13 protein-coding genes are annotated in these 15,507 nt (G+C 43.4%); 8 read left to right on the top strand and 5 right to left on the bottom strand.

The window, feature by feature from the left end; genetic code table 11:
• Window positions 1–22: 22 nt before the first annotated feature.
• On the bottom strand, window positions 23–937 hold the full coding sequence (locus ACU1JV_RS24395; protein ID WP_413985550.1) for a transcriptional regulator: 915 nt from the start codon (window positions 935–937) through the stop codon (window positions 23–25).
• Between the two features lie 248 nt (window positions 938–1,185).
• On the opposite strand from ACU1JV_RS24395, the gene ACU1JV_RS24390 reads away from it, so the two are divergent.
• The gene (locus ACU1JV_RS24390; RefSeq protein WP_413985549.1) at window positions 1,186–1,650 is read left to right on the top strand and encodes an AbrB/MazE/SpoVT family DNA-binding domain-containing protein; all 465 of its coding nucleotides are present in this window, start codon (window positions 1,186–1,188) and stop codon (window positions 1,648–1,650) included.
• Between the two features lie 684 nt (window positions 1,651–2,334).
• Here the strand turns inward: ACU1JV_RS24390 and ACU1JV_RS24385 are convergent.
• Window positions 2,335–4,884, bottom strand: coding sequence for a tetratricopeptide repeat protein (locus ACU1JV_RS24385; protein ID WP_413985548.1), 2,550 nt, complete (start codon window positions 4,882–4,884; stop codon window positions 2,335–2,337).
• A gap of 160 nt (window positions 4,885–5,044) precedes the next feature.
• Between ACU1JV_RS24385 and ACU1JV_RS24380 the strand changes: the two genes are divergently transcribed.
• The 4 genes from ACU1JV_RS24380 (at window position 5,045) to ACU1JV_RS24365 (ending at window position 9,884) form a co-directional block, all read left to right on the top strand.
• On the top strand, window positions 5,045–6,442 hold the full coding sequence (locus ACU1JV_RS24380; protein WP_413985547.1) for a glycoside-pentoside-hexuronide (GPH):cation symporter: 1,398 nt from the start codon (window positions 5,045–5,047) through the stop codon (window positions 6,440–6,442).
• A 19-nt stretch (window positions 6,443–6,461) separates the two neighbouring features.
• The gene (locus tag ACU1JV_RS24375; protein WP_413985546.1) at window positions 6,462–7,526 is read left to right on the top strand and encodes an NAD(P)-dependent alcohol dehydrogenase; all 1,065 of its coding nucleotides are present in this window, start codon (window positions 6,462–6,464) and stop codon (window positions 7,524–7,526) included.
• A gap of 697 nt (window positions 7,527–8,223) precedes the next feature.
• Window positions 8,224–9,114, top strand: a complete 891-nt coding sequence (locus ACU1JV_RS24370) for a DMT family transporter (RefSeq protein ID WP_103046965.1) — start codon at window positions 8,224–8,226, stop codon at window positions 9,112–9,114.
• Window positions 9,115–9,350: 236 nt separating this feature from the next.
• Entirely contained in the window at window positions 9,351–9,884 is a 534-nt protein-coding gene (locus ACU1JV_RS24365; protein WP_413985545.1) for a hypothetical protein, read from the top strand.
• Window positions 9,885–10,019: 135 nt separating this feature from the next.
• Here ACU1JV_RS24365 and ACU1JV_RS24360 read toward each other — a convergent pair whose 3' ends face one another.
• Window positions 10,020–10,586 carry an NAD(P)H-dependent oxidoreductase gene (locus ACU1JV_RS24360; RefSeq protein ID WP_413985544.1) on the bottom strand — a complete coding sequence of 189 codons (567 nt, stop codon included), beginning with the start codon at window positions 10,584–10,586 and terminating at the stop codon, window positions 10,020–10,022.
• Between the two features lie 422 nt (window positions 10,587–11,008).
• On the opposite strand from ACU1JV_RS24360, the gene ACU1JV_RS24355 reads away from it, so the two are divergent.
• From ACU1JV_RS24355 to ACU1JV_RS24345, 3 genes are all read left to right on the top strand, one after another.
• Complete coding sequence (locus tag ACU1JV_RS24355; RefSeq protein WP_413985543.1) at window positions 11,009–11,920, top strand: helix-turn-helix transcriptional regulator; 912 nt, start codon at window positions 11,009–11,011, stop codon at window positions 11,918–11,920.
• Window positions 11,921–12,275: 355 nt separating this feature from the next.
• Window positions 12,276–12,563: a DUF1330 domain-containing protein gene (locus ACU1JV_RS24350; protein ID WP_413985542.1), complete on the top strand. Its 288-nt coding sequence runs from the start codon at window positions 12,276–12,278 to the stop codon at window positions 12,561–12,563.
• An 84-nt stretch (window positions 12,564–12,647) separates the two neighbouring features.
• The gene (locus tag ACU1JV_RS24345; protein WP_413985541.1) at window positions 12,648–13,442 is read left to right on the top strand and encodes an SDR family oxidoreductase; all 795 of its coding nucleotides are present in this window, start codon (window positions 12,648–12,650) and stop codon (window positions 13,440–13,442) included.
• A 156-nt stretch (window positions 13,443–13,598) separates the two neighbouring features.
• Here ACU1JV_RS24345 and ACU1JV_RS24340 read toward each other — a convergent pair whose 3' ends face one another.
• Both ACU1JV_RS24340 and ACU1JV_RS24335 read right to left on the bottom strand, forming a co-directional pair.
• Window positions 13,599–15,017: an aldehyde dehydrogenase family protein gene (locus ACU1JV_RS24340; protein ID WP_413985540.1), complete on the bottom strand. Its 1,419-nt coding sequence runs from the start codon at window positions 15,015–15,017 to the stop codon at window positions 13,599–13,601.
• A gap of 43 nt (window positions 15,018–15,060) precedes the next feature.
• A complete protein-coding gene (locus tag ACU1JV_RS24335; RefSeq protein WP_346835200.1) occupies window positions 15,061–15,489 on the bottom strand; it encodes a universal stress protein in 429 nt (142 codons plus the stop codon).
• Window positions 15,490–15,507: the final 18 nt, after the last annotated feature.

Here is a 15,507-nt window from a genome sequence, read left to right as displayed (position 1 = left end):
TACCTATTCACCAACTGAACAGCTAGCTCTCTCCCTGTCCTTCCCCTCGCAATTTCCCAATATAACTCCTTACATTCTCCTCCGGATGGCTCACTTCCCATTGATCCAACAGCCGATTGACCTCCTCATCCTGAGAATTCAACTGGTAATAAAATATGGCCGCCCGTAATTGGTGGTGCTCTTCGACAGGTTCATCATCAGGCCAGTGGTACTCTTGCTTGCCGTTCTCATCGGTAGTCCCTATCGCTCCGTCCAGTAACGGAGAGCGGCCTTCTAGGCCTTCACCACGGGCAATGGCTTTGAGAAAATCGGCATGTCTCATGGCAACATCAGGCGAACAACGGTGCAAATTCTCGAAAATATCAAAGGCATCAATCGGATCGTATTCCAGATTCTCAAGGAAATGCCTTTGCAGCAGCGCGGCAACTTTCTTATTGCCCGTCAGTCCGGACAGAAAATAGAATGTAGGCATTTGTGCCTCATAACGAAAATCGTCGACATGGCTGATAATATCGTCCACAATCTGGTCGGTATGAAGGCCTTTACGGGCTAACCGAGTTAGTATCCGCACCGCCTTATACTGCGTCCAATCGTACACCCCGAACGCCACCTCATACAGCATGGGAATCGCCTTTTCCCTGTAATTGTAGATAATCTCAAAAATAGCATCCTGTTGAATATGCAGCCAGTCACCCAAACCTTCGTACTTTCCCGCCAAACTCTCTGGCTTCTGCAACTCAGTCCCGAAAAAATAACGCGGAAATAGAGACAATGCCTCTTCTCCCAGCATAGCAGCCGAATTTTTCGCCTCGGCGGTGAATTGCTCTGGCTGATCTACTAATCCGCCAACCTTTATAATGGCTGCAGGAATAGCAGTGTCCAAATTGATTGCCACCACAGTTTTTTTATTTTTCTTCCAAAACTGAAGTATTCTCATATGTAATTCACAGCCCCTTAACGTATATTACTAAAAATTTCTTTGCCAACTAGAATATTGATTCTGAATATATATCGGCAATCCCCTATAATTCCTCAACACGTTTTCTACCCTCAAACAAACATATTATGGGAATTACTTGTATACTTTTCAACAGTTTACTTAATATATGCGATTGCTTCTCTAAGCCTATTCTTTTTTATCATAATTATTTAGTATTATAAGGATATAAAAAAGGAGGTTATCATTTGAAAAGTACAGGTATGACACGTCCCCTAGATGCGTTAGGCCGTATCGTCATTCCCAAAGAAATGCGAATTTCTATGGATTTTAATGTGGGTGATCCCGTTGAGATTTTCGCAGATGAGGAAACCGGTATTCTTGCCTTTCGAAAATATACCGGGGTGACGTGTAAAATGTGTGGTTCAGCAGAACAATTGACTTATTTTAGAGATAGTTTTATTTGTAAAGAATGTATTGAAAGTTTAAAGAAAGGGTTAAATTTCAGTCCTGTCCTAAGACCAGCCAAATCAGCTTTAGCCAACGGACAACGGTCGATTAAAGAGTCCAAACGTCTGCGGCGATCGACACAGCAGATGATCGAAAGTCTCAAAGAATTAATGCAAAAGCAGCCCAATGCAGCACAGCACGAATATGCCAAAATGCTTGAGGTTTCCCAAGCCCGTATATCCCAGCTCAAAAAATTGCTATAACTACAGCTTGCTATCCTACATAGGTATACACCAGAGATTTCATCATGTACAGCTAATTTTGAACCGTGATACGCAGCATCATAGCTAACCGACAAAACGCAGGAGACGCATATGCGAAAATCCAATACTAGGTATAAAGAACTACTTGATGACTTGCAAGCGATTATGCCTTACTCAAGAAGACAATGCCAATTAATAGTAATGCCTAAATTAAACGAAATGACCTTCTCTATGTAAAGAAGGTCATTTCGTTTATTTATTCATTTTTAGCAGTAAACTACCCTATGCTTTTCCATCTCGTCAGCTTTTAGTAATTTCATTAGAATAGCCGCCTTTGTGTTAAAAGATTTGAATCAATTTCATACTGCGCTCGGTCCAGACGTTGGAACAGGTCACGATTACTGGTATTACTGAAGCTGTAAAAGGAAATAATCGGATATTAATAATGGTTTCAATTTATTAATTAATTTCTCTAAGATGCATTTATCTAGATTTTATCCGTGATGCTATGAACCAAATGCTTTTCATTCGTGAAGGTATGTTTTTGTAGTCCGTAAAAAGCATGCTTTTACAGATTAAAAAGCCATGATCTTACTCATTCATTAAACTACGCTGATTTAATATGTTCCGGTATATCCTATTCCTAATGTTTGTTTACATGTAAGCCTACCCATTTCTTGTCAGTTAACTGATATCTCCCCTTAGTTTACTTCTTAGATATTTATAGAAAGAATCGACCTCATGCTTGAAGTCAATTAAACGGCCCCAGGATTCAATATTTGTAAGTACGTTCAGGGTAAGCATCACTGCTTGGTTATAGAGTCCTCTGCCAGCTAGAAGCTGGGCCGTTCCGTATTGGTAATAGATTAACTCGATTTGATTAGGATGGTTTTTATCATATAGCAAAAGCTCAAAGGCTGTTTCAGCTTTCTCGTACTGTGCCTGCTTTACATAAGCTACTCCTAGGTTAAAATATGCCTCAATTGTCTTCTCCCCGCCATAAGTGCGGCTTATCTCATTAGCATGTTCGTACTGTGCAGTCGCCTCTTCGAAATTGCCCTTCATTGAACTGATCTCACCCTTAACCAAAAGCAGACGGTGAAGAATAATAGGGGAGTATGGCTCAAAGGTTATTCCCCTAATTATTGCCTGAGCAACATCCAGTTGGCCGGTTTTTAAGTAGCATCTTGCCTTTAGTACCTCACCAAGAATCTTCAAATCCGTAGCGTCAGGGTTACTTTGATCCATTATGGCTAATTCATGCATCCCTTCCCCAATGTAGTAAAGTCCATTCTCATTTTCACCGGTCTCAATGAGTGACCAACCAGCACCATCAATATAAAACATAGCTGCCAACATCGGGTTCCCTGCAGAGCTTGCATATTTTGCAGCTTTAATGCAGTATTCTGTCCTTGTCTCTAGATTAATCCGACTTAAAAAATGGGTTATTCTTAACATGATTTGAATTAGAGTATTGGAATCATGATTATCTGCCCACTTGAGCAATTTAAGGATGTTTGGCCACTCGGATTTTACCGGAGCCAGATCTCTTCCTAACAAAAAACTCCAATACGCCTCAGTGGGCTGCTCCCTCTTGAGATGAGTATCTAGATAAGAAAGGTAATACGAACTCCAATTCCTCCGAAGTTCCTTTTCCAACTCAGGGTTGTCGTTAAGGTGCTGTTCTCCATAGGTGAGGACTGTTTGATGTGCCTGATAGTGGAGACGGCCGTTGCTTCGCTCCGTTTCGACCAAGGAGAAGCTTCTCAGCAAACGAAGGGCCTCATAAAAGTTCTTCTGATTAAGTCCCGCCGTATTGGCCCAGCTGTCTTCAACGGTCGAATCACTAAAAAATCCGAATGTCTGCCATAACCGTCGTGCTTCTTCCGTACAGCGCTCCCAACTTCGACCGAATAGAAAACTAAACAGTGAGGAGAGAGTGTGCTCCGAACGAGCAATTTCATTAATCAGCTCACTGACTTGAATATCATCGTCAGCAAGGTCAGCGACAATCAGGGAGATTGCCTTGGGGTTGCCTGCCGTAGCCCTGATGAGCCGCTGTAATGCTTCTTCATCATCTGTCAGAAGCTTATTAAGGCGCTCTTTCTTGGCAGGCTGATAACTCATTTTTATTTGGTAATTTACTTCCTCTTTAAAGTAGGTTAGAGCCTCCATGGGCTCAAGTCCATTCAGTGTAATTGTGTATATTTCTTTCTGTGAGAGGGCATGTAGCAGGCTGTGATTCTCACGTGCAGTTAATAGGATTTTCACGCCGGGTGGAACTGTAGCCACAAATTCATGAATTTCATTATTGGCCATATCTATACTATCGATTATCAGCAGCAACGGTTTCTGTAGTGCGGCCGATGCAAGTACGTTCCGCACAACTAAACGTTTCTCATTCAGTAATTTTTCCAGCAATTCGCTGCGGCCTAGCTGATATGCAATGGTGTCTAAAAAATCGTTTAAGGTCAAATTTCGTAGTTCGGCACTCACCCAGATAACATGGGAAAGGTCAGGCCAAACTAAAGCCGGGGAGCTGGCTTCGCCATGCGGATCACCGATACAAGCATATGCGATTTCCAGCGCAATCGTCGTTTTACCCATGCCTCCCCAGCCAGTCAGAAGACAGATGGGGGAAGGAGAGCGTAGCCATAAAGATATATATTCGAGATCATGCAGGCGCCCAATAAAGGAGCTTGTCCAGCGGCCGGGAAGATTATGCTCAAAAAGATAGGAGTGTTCCTCTTCAGCTTCAATGGATTGCGAATCAGTGAAGAACGCCTTTACCAGATTTTTGATCTCTTGATCTGCCGGAGTACCGTACGATCCGTTATCCAGCAAAACTTTAGCTTTGCGAAAGCAGGAGATCAGCCAATCCGCAGTTGGAGGATCAATAACCGGAATGGAAGTGGTCAGCAAGAGGTCGTTGAACCAACGAGTATTCATTACTTCTTTTTCCATAATGATCCACAGAAGACCCAAAAGTTTGCCGTCTTCCACTCGGCTGGGGATATATTTAGGGCCCATTTGACCCATCCAACTTTTAATAGTATTAGAAGATACACCGATCCGGGCTGCAATACGGTCCATATAAGATTCGGAAAAGGATCTACCTGAGGGAACCGATTCTCTTTTCTTACGGCGGGTTCGGTATTCGGGATGCTCCCTGAGGGTTGAGATGCCATCAGCAAGCAACTCAGCGAACTCTACCCTTTTATCCAATTCTGCCAATATTCCCACACTCCTTACTTCTTTCACAATAAATGTACAGCCGCGCTGTACGAAATGGACAGTTCAAAAAGATAGATAGCAATTCCATAACTATATACAATTTTATTGAAAACAAGCAAGGTATCTAATTATCTAATCAACTGGAAAGGAAGGATCGCTAATGGATAACACTTTGGCAAGGGCGGACCATACCACCGTACACTCAGAGGAACCACATAAGCTGAGTATCTTAGAAAAGCTATCTTACGGAAGCGGCGATCTGGCCATCAACTTCTTCTGGTCGATGGTGCTGACATATATGCTGTTCTTTTATACGGATGTTGTCAGACTGCCGGCTGCGATTGTAGGAACAATGTTTCTTCTTGTACGAATCCTGGACGGATTTATAGATCTAGGTATGGGCTTTATTATCGACCGAACCCAGACACGATGGGGAAAGCTGCGGCCTTTCATTTTGTTTGGTGCGGTTCCAATGGCTATCGTAGGTATATTGTGTTTCTCTGCACCTGAATTTAGTATGACCGGTAAAATTGTATACGCATACATCACGTACATTGCAATTATGGCCATGATGTCCTTCATCGGAACACCATATGGTGCGCTCACATCAGCGATGACACAAAATCCTCTGGAACGTGTCAGCCTGTCATCTTACCGTATTGTTGGTTCCATGATAGGCAGTATCATTGTCTCCGTCATGACGCCGATGATTATCGAACATTTCTGGCCCCATAACGACCAGGTCGGCTATCGTAACACGTTGATGATCTACTCTGTATTCGCATTAATGTTCTACATGATCTGTTTTGCAGGCACCCGGGAACGGGTTTCGGCCAAGAAAGCCGTGTCTCTTCCGTTTAAGAAAGCACTTAAGGTTTTACTGCTGAATAAACCACTGCTGTTGATATCGTTTATTTATCTGGTATTCCAAGCTGCGGCAGGTATCCGTTCATCGATTTCTATTTACTACGTAAATTACAACCTGGACCGTACGGATTTACTGTCGTTATTCATGTTGCTTACCTTTGGCGGTAATCTAATTGGTACTCTGGCTGCCCCGCTTCTAACCAAATGGCTGGAAAAGAAAAACGCTATCATTCTGGGACTATCCGGCACAATGATCTGCGGTGTTGCCCTGTTTTATACAGATTATAGCAATCTGTCTATGGTTATTGTCTGGACGCTGTTAAGTAGCTTAATAGGTGGGATGCCTGCGGCAGTGATATGGGGAGCGCTTCCGGATACTGTAGAATACTCCGAATGGAAGACAGGGTACCGTACCGAAGGGCTCATCTATGGCATATTCAGTTTTGGACAAAAGCTGTCAATTGCGGTGTCAGGAGCACTATCTGGTTACATCCTTGAGATTTCAGGATATGTTCCGGATGCCGTACAAACTTCATCGGCACTCACTGGAATAGCACTTCTACTCTGTCTGGTTCCTGCATTGTTAAGCATTATGGGTATCGTTGCAGCATTATTTTACAAGCTCGATTCCAGACTTTTTAACCGGATTGTATCAGACTTATACCAAAAAGAATCAAAATCTCAATTATAAACAGAAAGGGTTGTAATCTATGACAAACTATCAAGTACCCCAAACAATGAAGGCTGCTGTTATGCATAATACTCGCGAAATCAAGATAGAAGAAGTTCCTGTACCAGAGATCAGTCCAGATGAAGTGCTGATAAAAGTAATAGCCGTTGGCATCTGCGGCTCTGATCTGCACTATTATACGCATGGACGAATCGGTAACTATGTCGTAGAGAAACCGTTCATTCTCGGACATGAATGTTCTGGGGATATCGTGGCTGTTGGATCCAATGAAAGTCGCTTCAAGGTCGGAGACCGTGTGGCGATTGAACCGGGCGTGACCTGTGGCAAATGTGAGGCCTGCAAGTCTGGCAGATATAATTTGTGTCCTAAGGTAGAGTTTCTGGCAACCCCTCCGTTTGATGGGGCCTTTGTTCAATATCTTAAAATGCGAGAGGATTTTGTATTCCAGATCCCTGATAACCTGACCTACGAAGAGGCGGCTCTGGTTGAACCATTCTCGGTAGGCATCCATGCGGCTGCCCGCTCCCAATTGCAGCCTGGATCTTCTATTGCAATTATGGGTATGGGACCTGTCGGTTTGATGGCTGTAGCCGCTGCTAAGTCTTATGGTGCTTCGACAATCATTGTAACCGATCTTGAGCCTCTCCGCCTTGAAGCTGCCAAGAAGATGGGAGCTACACATCTCATCAATGTGTTGGAGCAGGATGCGGAGAAAGAAATCAAACAAATCACTAACGGTCATGGTGTAGATACAGCTTGGGAGACTGCAGGTAATCCTAAAGCACTCCAATCTGCACTTGGTAGTTTGGCACGCGGAGGCAAGATGGCAATTGTCGGCCTTCCTGCACAGGCGGATATTCCTTTCAATGTTCCTTTCATAGCGGATAACGAGATAGATATTTACGGTATTTTCCGCTATGCCAACACCTATCCGAAGGGGATTGAATTCCTTTCGTCAGGTAGTATTGACGCTAAGGTACTAATCACTGATAAATATCCATTGGAGCAAACCTATGAAGCAATGGAGCGTGCACTAAACTATAAAAGCGAATGTTTGAAGGTCGTTGTATACCCAAATGAATAAAATTTACTGGAAATAGTAAATAGGACGGAAGAGGATATCCCGTTAAGGATACCCTCTTCTCTTCATGGGTCTGGCTTTAAGTACTATCGGATGATCTGAATTGATACCCCTAGAAGCCGCTATTTAATGGCTTTTTCATCTATAAAATAAGCGCTGTTGTCTAAATGCGGTTGTTACATTGAGCTTCGTCACCTTATAACCTTTAATAAGAGGTTTTAAAAAAAGCTGCTGAATATTTAGACTATGCGCAATCCTCAGTGATTGCACATGTTAAAGCCGGATGATGATCTTGATGCGATAAGTATGTCTGTCCTCGTATTTCATTAACGATGATGACATCGAAGAATGAATAATTCTGTAACGATCCATCTCCGGGTATGTGCAAAAATTTGGCTACAACTCATTAAATTATCGGAGGGATTAACGGAATTGATATATGGTATTTTATAGCGTAATCAAGTTAAATTTCGTGTGTTATACTAAAAAAACATGCTAGGACTTATAAGAATGAATCCACTGTTGAAGGAGGATAAAAATGTATAATTTTATAGCCCCCCCAGTAGAACCACAACAGTAGGATCTACTGTGAAGGTATCTACATGAAGTTTGATGTTCCTTTTCCATAGATTCTACTGTATGCAAGGGCAGACTAGATCCTGTCGGTCTAACCATCATATTAGTAGAAAGCGGGAAAAAAATGAAAGAAAAAGTATATTTTGTTTTGTCTATGGTGATTTTCGGTGCAGTTGGCGTTTTTGCAAAGTATATCGATTTGAGTTCAATTGAAATAGCTTTATTCATGAGTCTGATTGGCGGTTTGTTATTGTTCGGAATCTCCATCATAACCAAGAATAAAGTATCTTGGCCTAACATAAAAAAGAATGCTCTTGCATTATTACTTGCAAGCATCGCCTTGAGCTTAAATTGGGTCTTTCTCTTTCAGTCTTACAAGGAAACAACAATCGCTAATGCCGCTTTAAGTTACTATTTCGCTCCTGTTTTGGTAATCGGGATGTCACCTATTATGCTTAAAGAAAAGCTCTCCCTAAAAAAATGTTTATGCGCCTGTGCTGCCCTTTTCGGGTTGATATTAATTTTACAGAGCGCGAGTAACGGAGAAGACGGCAATCATTTGATTGGTATCGTATATGGACTTATTGCGGCAACTTTTTACGCAATTCTGACTTTGACCAACAAATTTATTAGGAATATGAATGGACTGGAAATCACGATTGTACAACTATTATTATCATCGATATTCTTGATTCCTGTTCTTTTTATTACTCAAGAGAAATTAGGAATATATCAGTTATCAGGCAATTCCGTTATCCTCATTTTGATATTAGGTATCCTGCATGCAGGCGTGGGGTTCTACTTATTCTTTTCCGGAATGAAAGGTATAGGTGGTCAAAGCATCGCTATATTAAGTTATGTAGATCCCCTAACCTCATTATTGATTTCAGCACTTGTGATAGGCGAAAGTATGACGTTATTTCAAATATTCGGCGCTATCCTGCTATTGGGGTCAACATTTATTAGTGAAGTAAGCCTAAAAATAAAATGTCCTTACAGAACTAAAAATGAGTAATCTCTCATTTTATTGAAGTCAACTTCAAAAATAAAAAGGCAGCCGTCCAGAAAGGATTGGCTGCCTTTTTTAATTAACGGGCTGACAATAGGGATCGTTGCAAAAATGCTCCTTTTTGTACTTTTTTGGGACAATGAATTTTTCAAGAAAATATCTTGTAGGAACATTGCCCATTCCAACGAGTACGTTTGCACATATGATGTTGCAAAATTCAATTTAAAGGAGAGATACACACCTTGTCAAAACATACTTCTAATCGTTCGATGGGACCGGTTGGTTTTTTTCCAACCACTACTGAAGTGAGTAATTTTGTTAATTTATGGGGGATATTTACTGTGAATGGTCAACAGATTGTTGCTTTCGTAAAAAGCGTAGATCCCGCTAATAAATCAATGCTAGTGCTATATCCTAACGGCACACAGTCTTATATTGACGTTACTCAAATCAGTCAGGCACAAGGTCCCTATCCAAGTATGCCTTCTGTTGCAGGACAAAGCGGTGGCCAAGGCGGCGGTCAAGGTGGTGGATCGCATTGGCAGCCTCATGGGCAGGGCGGCAGTCAAGGTGGTGGGTCGCATTGGCAGCCTCATGGGCAAGGCGGCAGCCAGGGCGGTGGGTCTCAATGGTGGCCTCCTCATGGGCAAGGCGGCGGTCAGAGCGGTGGGTCGCAGTGGTGGCCTCCTCATGGGCAAGGTGGCGGTCAGGGAAGCGGGTCACAATGGCCCTCCAGAGGATCTCATAGTGCTAATCGGAAAAATCGGAAAAACTAATACCCATACCTTAGTGTAGCAAATTGATGCTTGCCATGAGCGAGTGTTGATTGGAACACATTCAATATTGCAGCGAGCAAGAAGGCAACGCCTGCAGATGCACGCGTTGCCTTCTTTCCTGAGAACACATTTTCATTAAGCCTTGCTGGCCATGTCTGCAATCTGGTAAAGCCACTCTTTACGTGTATCTTCATCGGATTGGGGTACCGACTCGAAAAATATATGATACATAACGTCAAGTCCGCAATATTCAAATATACCTTTATCGGACGTCAAGCGAAGTGCTTGATCCATGCCATTGCTGGCATATTCCGCATGTGATTTCCCTTGTGTGTTGAGGATGATGACCTTCTTCCCCTTGAGCAGTCCCATCTGCACCCCGTTTACATATTTGTAAGCAAATCCGTAAGAGAATACGCGGTCAATATACCCTTTCATTATGGCTGGCATCCCCGTCCACCAAATCGGATAAATAAAGGTGATCACCTCTGCCCATTGCAAAAACTGCTGTTCCCGCACAATATCTTCTCCGATTCCTCCAATAATCTCGCTACTGCTGACTACAGGTTGAAAGCCGATATCATACAGATCACGAACCACCACATCATGTCCTTTTTGCTTTAGCCCCTGCACTACAGTGGTCAAAATTGCATGATTAAAGCTTCCCTCAGATGGATGCGCGTAAATAATAAGATGTTTCATCTTTTTCTCCTCCATTTACAGATAAAATGAGTGATTGATCAATTACTTAGCTTCATACTTCTTCATCTAACTGAATCTTTATCAATCCATAGTTCCAATAAAGATACGTTTAGTAAACTTGAAGCAGTATCTTACTCAGCTCATGAATGTTACCTCGTTGCTTGTTAATCAATTAGTAATTGATCAATCACTAATTAACTGGCCTCAGTATAGTTTATTCCTTTTTATTTTGCAAGTGCTTTTGGTTCAACTTTATATAAAAGATTGTAAAAAGATCTGATCCAAGGCAGTGTTATTATCGCTGTCCAAAGAAAATAAAGTCCCCCAGTTGATGCCCATTAGGGTGTGATGTAGAGCAATCACTTAATATGACTTTATAATGTCATGTTATAAGGTGTATGCTACCGAGTGAGGTGAAGCTTATGCCGTTAAGCAGACATTTTGAAATCGTTTATATGTTACTCCATAAGAAAAAAGTGACTGCTGATGAATTGGCAGAGCATTTTGAGGTTTCCACACGAACAATTTATCGGGACATAGATGCCTTAAGCGCAGCTGGGATTCCCATCTACAGCAGTAGAGGCAAGGGTGGCGGAATATCATTGATGGAGGGTTATGTCTTTAACACCTCTTTACTGTCCGAGCAGGAACAAGATGATATCTTAATGGCCCTTCAGAGTGTGGCTACAGCTACCATCCCACAGGTAGAAGAAGTGCTAAACAAGTTGAGTAGGCTTTTTAAAAAAGAAATGGGAAACTGGATCGAAGTAGATTTTTCGCCATGGGGAAGCCAAAACAGCCAGAGACAGCTATTCACTCTTATACGCAACGCAATAATCACAAACCGTGTTATAAAGTTCCGCTATTATAACGTCGCCGGGGAACAGAGTTATCGTAGCATCGAACCTGCCAAGCTCTTGTTTAAAGATAAATCCTGGTATGTGGAAGGTTACTGTTTAAATACCGAAAGTTATCGTGTATTTAAGATAAGCCGAATGAAAGAGATTGCAGTTACCGAAATTAGTTATGAGCCAAGAACAGTCGTAGCAGCTACAGATACAAAGATGAACGACTTGCTTCATACTATTGAAGTAACTCTTCACATTTCTGCTAAAGGAGCTTACCGCGTATACGATGAATTTGCCGAGAAAACAATTACTCAGAGGGAAGACGGCTCTTATACCGTCACGGCACAATTTCCTGTAGGCAATTGGTTGGACAGTTATCTGCTATCCTTTGGTCCCCTCCTTATAGAGGTTAGCCCCGAACAAGTATGTACAAGAATATTGTCTCATTTAGAAACGATGAAAAGAAATTTAAATGATCCTCTATAATATGACATCATGTAGTCATATTATTACTGCTATGATGAGTTTGAAGTTATCGCTCACAACATACTCACCATAGGAGGTTGAAGAATCAATGAATCCACATAGATCCCTGCCACCAGCAGTAGAAACTTACTTTACATCAGCGAACAAATCCCAATGTCACCTTCGAGATCGTGGATATGGATGACATTAATAATACCATCGTCGTAATTGCGAAAGTAGATGGAGACTTTGATAAATCGAATCTTCCCGACCCACTTCTACTTAAACATCAATTTCTAGTAAACAACAATAAAATTAAAGAACTGATTATTACACTTCCATAAAGAAATTAAAAAATAAGAAAGGGAAAACGTATATGCCCGCTTATGTTGTTTTTATACGTGAACAGAGTACCGATCAAACTGAACTCCAACTCTATTCTCAGTTGGCACCGGCAGGTTTGGCGGGACATTCCGTCAACCCCCTAGCAATGTATGGCGCATACCAGGTCCTCGAAGGACCCGATATTGAAGGGCTGGCCATCTTGGAATTCCCCACTTTTGAGGAAGCACAAGCTTGGTACTTTAGTCCAGCCTATCAAAAAGCCCTAAAGCATCGACTGCGCGGAGGGCGGTACCGGGGTATCATTGTCGATAGTTTGTAAGGTTCGCAAAACAAGTGAACCCGGAGTAGAGATACCTAGAGGTATTTCTCAACCACATTGTCAAAATTAGGAGGAATTATTTACATGAGTTTTCAATTAGAAAGCATTTTAAGTGAGTTTAAAGGCAAAAAGGCCTTGGTCACAGGCGGTACCCAAGGAATGGGAGAGGCTATTACTAAGAGACTTAAGGCTGCAGGTGCTACTGTAATAACTACGGCTCGAACTACTCCAGTTAATTTAGAAAATCCGGACCTATTTATTCCAGCCGATATTAGTACGCCTGAAGGTGTAGATAAAGTGGTAAACAGTGTTCTTGAGCGCCTAGGCGGTGTAGATATTCTTGTCAACAATGTTGGAGGCTCGTCAGCCCCATCCGGGGGAGCTCTTGTCTTGACGGACGAGCATTGGCAGCAAACTTTTAACGCCAATCTGTTCGCTGCCGTTCGTTTAGACCGGGGATTGCTGCCGGCTATGGTGGAAAAGGGTTCAGGTGTTATTATTCATATTTCATCCATTCAACGTCGCTTGCCTCTATATGATGCAACATTGGCTTATGCTGCGGCTAAAGCAGCTTTAACTACTTACAGCAAAGGATTATCCAAGCAGTTTTCGCCTCAAGGCATTCGTATTAATACAGTTGCACCAGGCTTTATCGAAACGAAGGCAGCACAAAGTTTGATTGATCGGATGGCTGAGACGACAGGCGACCGAGAAAGTGCATTAAAGCAACTAATGGACTCGTTGGGAGGAATTCCAATTGGTCGTCCAGGACTACCAGAAGAAGTCGCTGAGCTTGTTGCTTTTCTGGTATCTGACCGGGCCGCTTCTATTACAGGAAGTGAATATAATATTGACGGTGGAACAGTTCCAACGGTCTAAAACTCAAGCTAAATACGCTTTAACCAAATATTTTTCAGTCTAACACTTTATTTTCATCTGACATTCGCGCAAATAATGAGAAAAAAAAGCCCATCTAATGAGCAGATATACGTAAAACGTATTATCTATGTCCATCAGATAGGCTTCTATAGCTATTTACCGTTTAATAACGATCAGCTTGGTTTCCAGCATTTCTTCCATAGCGTACTTTACACCTTCGCGTCCGGTGCCACTTTGCTTCACACCGCCATACGGCATATGGTCAACACGGAAGCTTGGTATGTCATTGATCATCACGCCTCCCACCTCAAGCTTGTCCGCTGCATCCAGCGCGGTCGTGATATTACGTGTGTAAATTCCCGCCTGTAAGCCATAAATTGAATTATTCACATGATTCACAGCCTCATCTACAGAGCTAACGGAATGAATCAGCACAAGTGGGGCAAACACTTCGCGGCAGGATACCTTGGAAGTCGGGTCCACATCGAGCAATACGGTTGGCTCCAGAATCCCTCCTTCAGCATGGCCACCCAGAGCGATCCTCGCACCTGCTTGGACCGCTTCCTCCAGCCACTCACGAACACGCTCGACATCCTTGGCTGAGATGAGCGCCGATACGTCCGTGTCCGGGTCTAGCGGATCTCCAATTTTTAAACGTTGAGTCGCCTCTACAAATCGGGATACAAATGTATCATACAGCCCATCGACAACGTAAATACGTTGAACCGAGATACATACCTGCCCCTGATTGGCAAAGGCTCCACTTACACAACGGTCGATGACCGCGTCCACATCCGTATCACGGTCAATAATAACAGCCGCGTTGGAACCCAGCTCCAGCGTGACCCGCTTCAAGCCAGCCTTGGAGCGAATTTCTGTACCGACCGCCGGACTACCGGTAAAAGTGATATAGCTAACGCGCGGATCAGTGACCAGTACGTCGCCAATGGTTTTACCATCGCCGCTGATCACGTTAAGAGCGCCCACAGGCAACCCGGCCTGCTCCAGCAGTTCCGCGATCAAGTAAGCCGACAGCGGTGTCTGCTCCGCAGGCTTCAATACGACCGTATTGCCTGCTGCCAGCGCAGGGCCCACTTTATGAGCGACCAGGTTCATCGGGAAATTAAATGGTGTAATAGCTCCTACTACCCCGACAGGTTCTTTAAGCGTGTAGGCCATTCGGCCCTCGCCGCCCGGTGCTGCATCTAGCGGAATGGTTTCCCCATGAATGCGCTTGGCTTCTTCGGCTGCGAACTTGTAGGTTTGCACGGTCCGATCAACTTCCGCGAGCGCAGCCTTCCATGGCTTGGACGCTTCGCGTGCAATGATACGTGCTGCATCCTCACGCCGCTCTTCCAGCAGGTCAGCCAGCTTCTCCAAAATAGCTGACCGCCGGTGCGCTGGCATGGCCCGCATCTCTGCACGTGCATCAGATGCGGCCTGAATAGCGGTCTTGGCATCCTCAGCAGTGGCCCCTGCTACCTCAGCAATGACTTCCCCAGAATACGGTGATTTCAGTGTCGTATATGATGAAGCTACTTGCCATTCACCACCAATAAATAAATGCTGCTGCATGCTTTTTTCCTCCTTTTCTCTATATCAATGTTCCTTTTAACATCTATTTTACCGTCAGTACCGGACAAGGTGCATGCTGAATCACATGATGACTCACACTACCCAGGATCAGCTCCGAAACAAGTCCCTGTCCCCGTGTTCCCATAATGATCATATCCGCCTTTTCCTGCTTTGCACTCTCGCAAATAACACTCGCCGGATCACCATGACCCGCCAGCATACGGTACGAAATGCCCTCGTCCTTCAAATAGTCGGCTGCAGGCTCCAGAATATGACGACCTTCCTCTTCGATCCGCTCATCCACATCAATCCCAACCGGGGGCTCATTCATGGATAAAGTCGGATTTACATGCAATACGGACAGATGCAGGTTTCCCTGAAGCTGCTTGGACAACGTTTTGGCTGTCTCCAATGCCTTCATAGCGTGTTCCGAACCATCAATCGCGACCAGAATCTGTTTGAATTCGCTCATATTCTTTTCCTCCCCAGA

The sequence above is a fragment of the Paenibacillus sp. T2-29 genome, assembly GCF_052921365.1.
This window is presented reverse-complemented; position numbering and strand designations above follow the sequence as displayed.

What these genes read in the sequence shown, in the direction of transcription:
- ACU1JV_RS24360 (WP_413985544.1), bottom strand. Translation starts at nt 10,586, where the DNA reads ATGAAACATCTTATTATTTACGCGCATCCATCTGAGGGAAGCTTTAAT.
- ACU1JV_RS24370 (WP_103046965.1), top strand. Translation starts at nt 8,224, where the DNA reads ATGAAAGAAAAAGTATATTTTGTTTTGTCTATGGTGATTTTCGGTGCA.
- ACU1JV_RS24355 (WP_413985543.1), top strand. Translation starts at nt 11,009, where the DNA reads ATGCCGTTAAGCAGACATTTTGAAATCGTTTATATGTTACTCCATAAG.
- ACU1JV_RS24375 (WP_413985546.1), top strand. Translation starts at nt 6,462, where the DNA reads ATGACAAACTATCAAGTACCCCAAACAATGAAGGCTGCTGTTATGCAT.
- ACU1JV_RS24350 (WP_413985542.1), top strand. Translation starts at nt 12,276, where the DNA reads ATGCCCGCTTATGTTGTTTTTATACGTGAACAGAGTACCGATCAAACT.
- ACU1JV_RS24335 (WP_346835200.1), bottom strand. Translation starts at nt 15,489, where the DNA reads ATGAGCGAATTCAAACAGATTCTGGTCGCGATTGATGGTTCGGAACAC.
- ACU1JV_RS24340 (WP_413985540.1), bottom strand. Translation starts at nt 15,017, where the DNA reads ATGCAGCAGCATTTATTTATTGGTGGTGAATGGCAAGTAGCTTCATCA.
- ACU1JV_RS24380 (WP_413985547.1), top strand. Translation starts at nt 5,045, where the DNA reads ATGGATAACACTTTGGCAAGGGCGGACCATACCACCGTACACTCAGAG.
- ACU1JV_RS24395 (WP_413985550.1), bottom strand. Translation starts at nt 937, where the DNA reads ATGAGAATACTTCAGTTTTGGAAGAAAAATAAAAAAACTGTGGTGGCA.
- ACU1JV_RS24345 (WP_413985541.1), top strand. Translation starts at nt 12,648, where the DNA reads ATGAGTTTTCAATTAGAAAGCATTTTAAGTGAGTTTAAAGGCAAAAAG.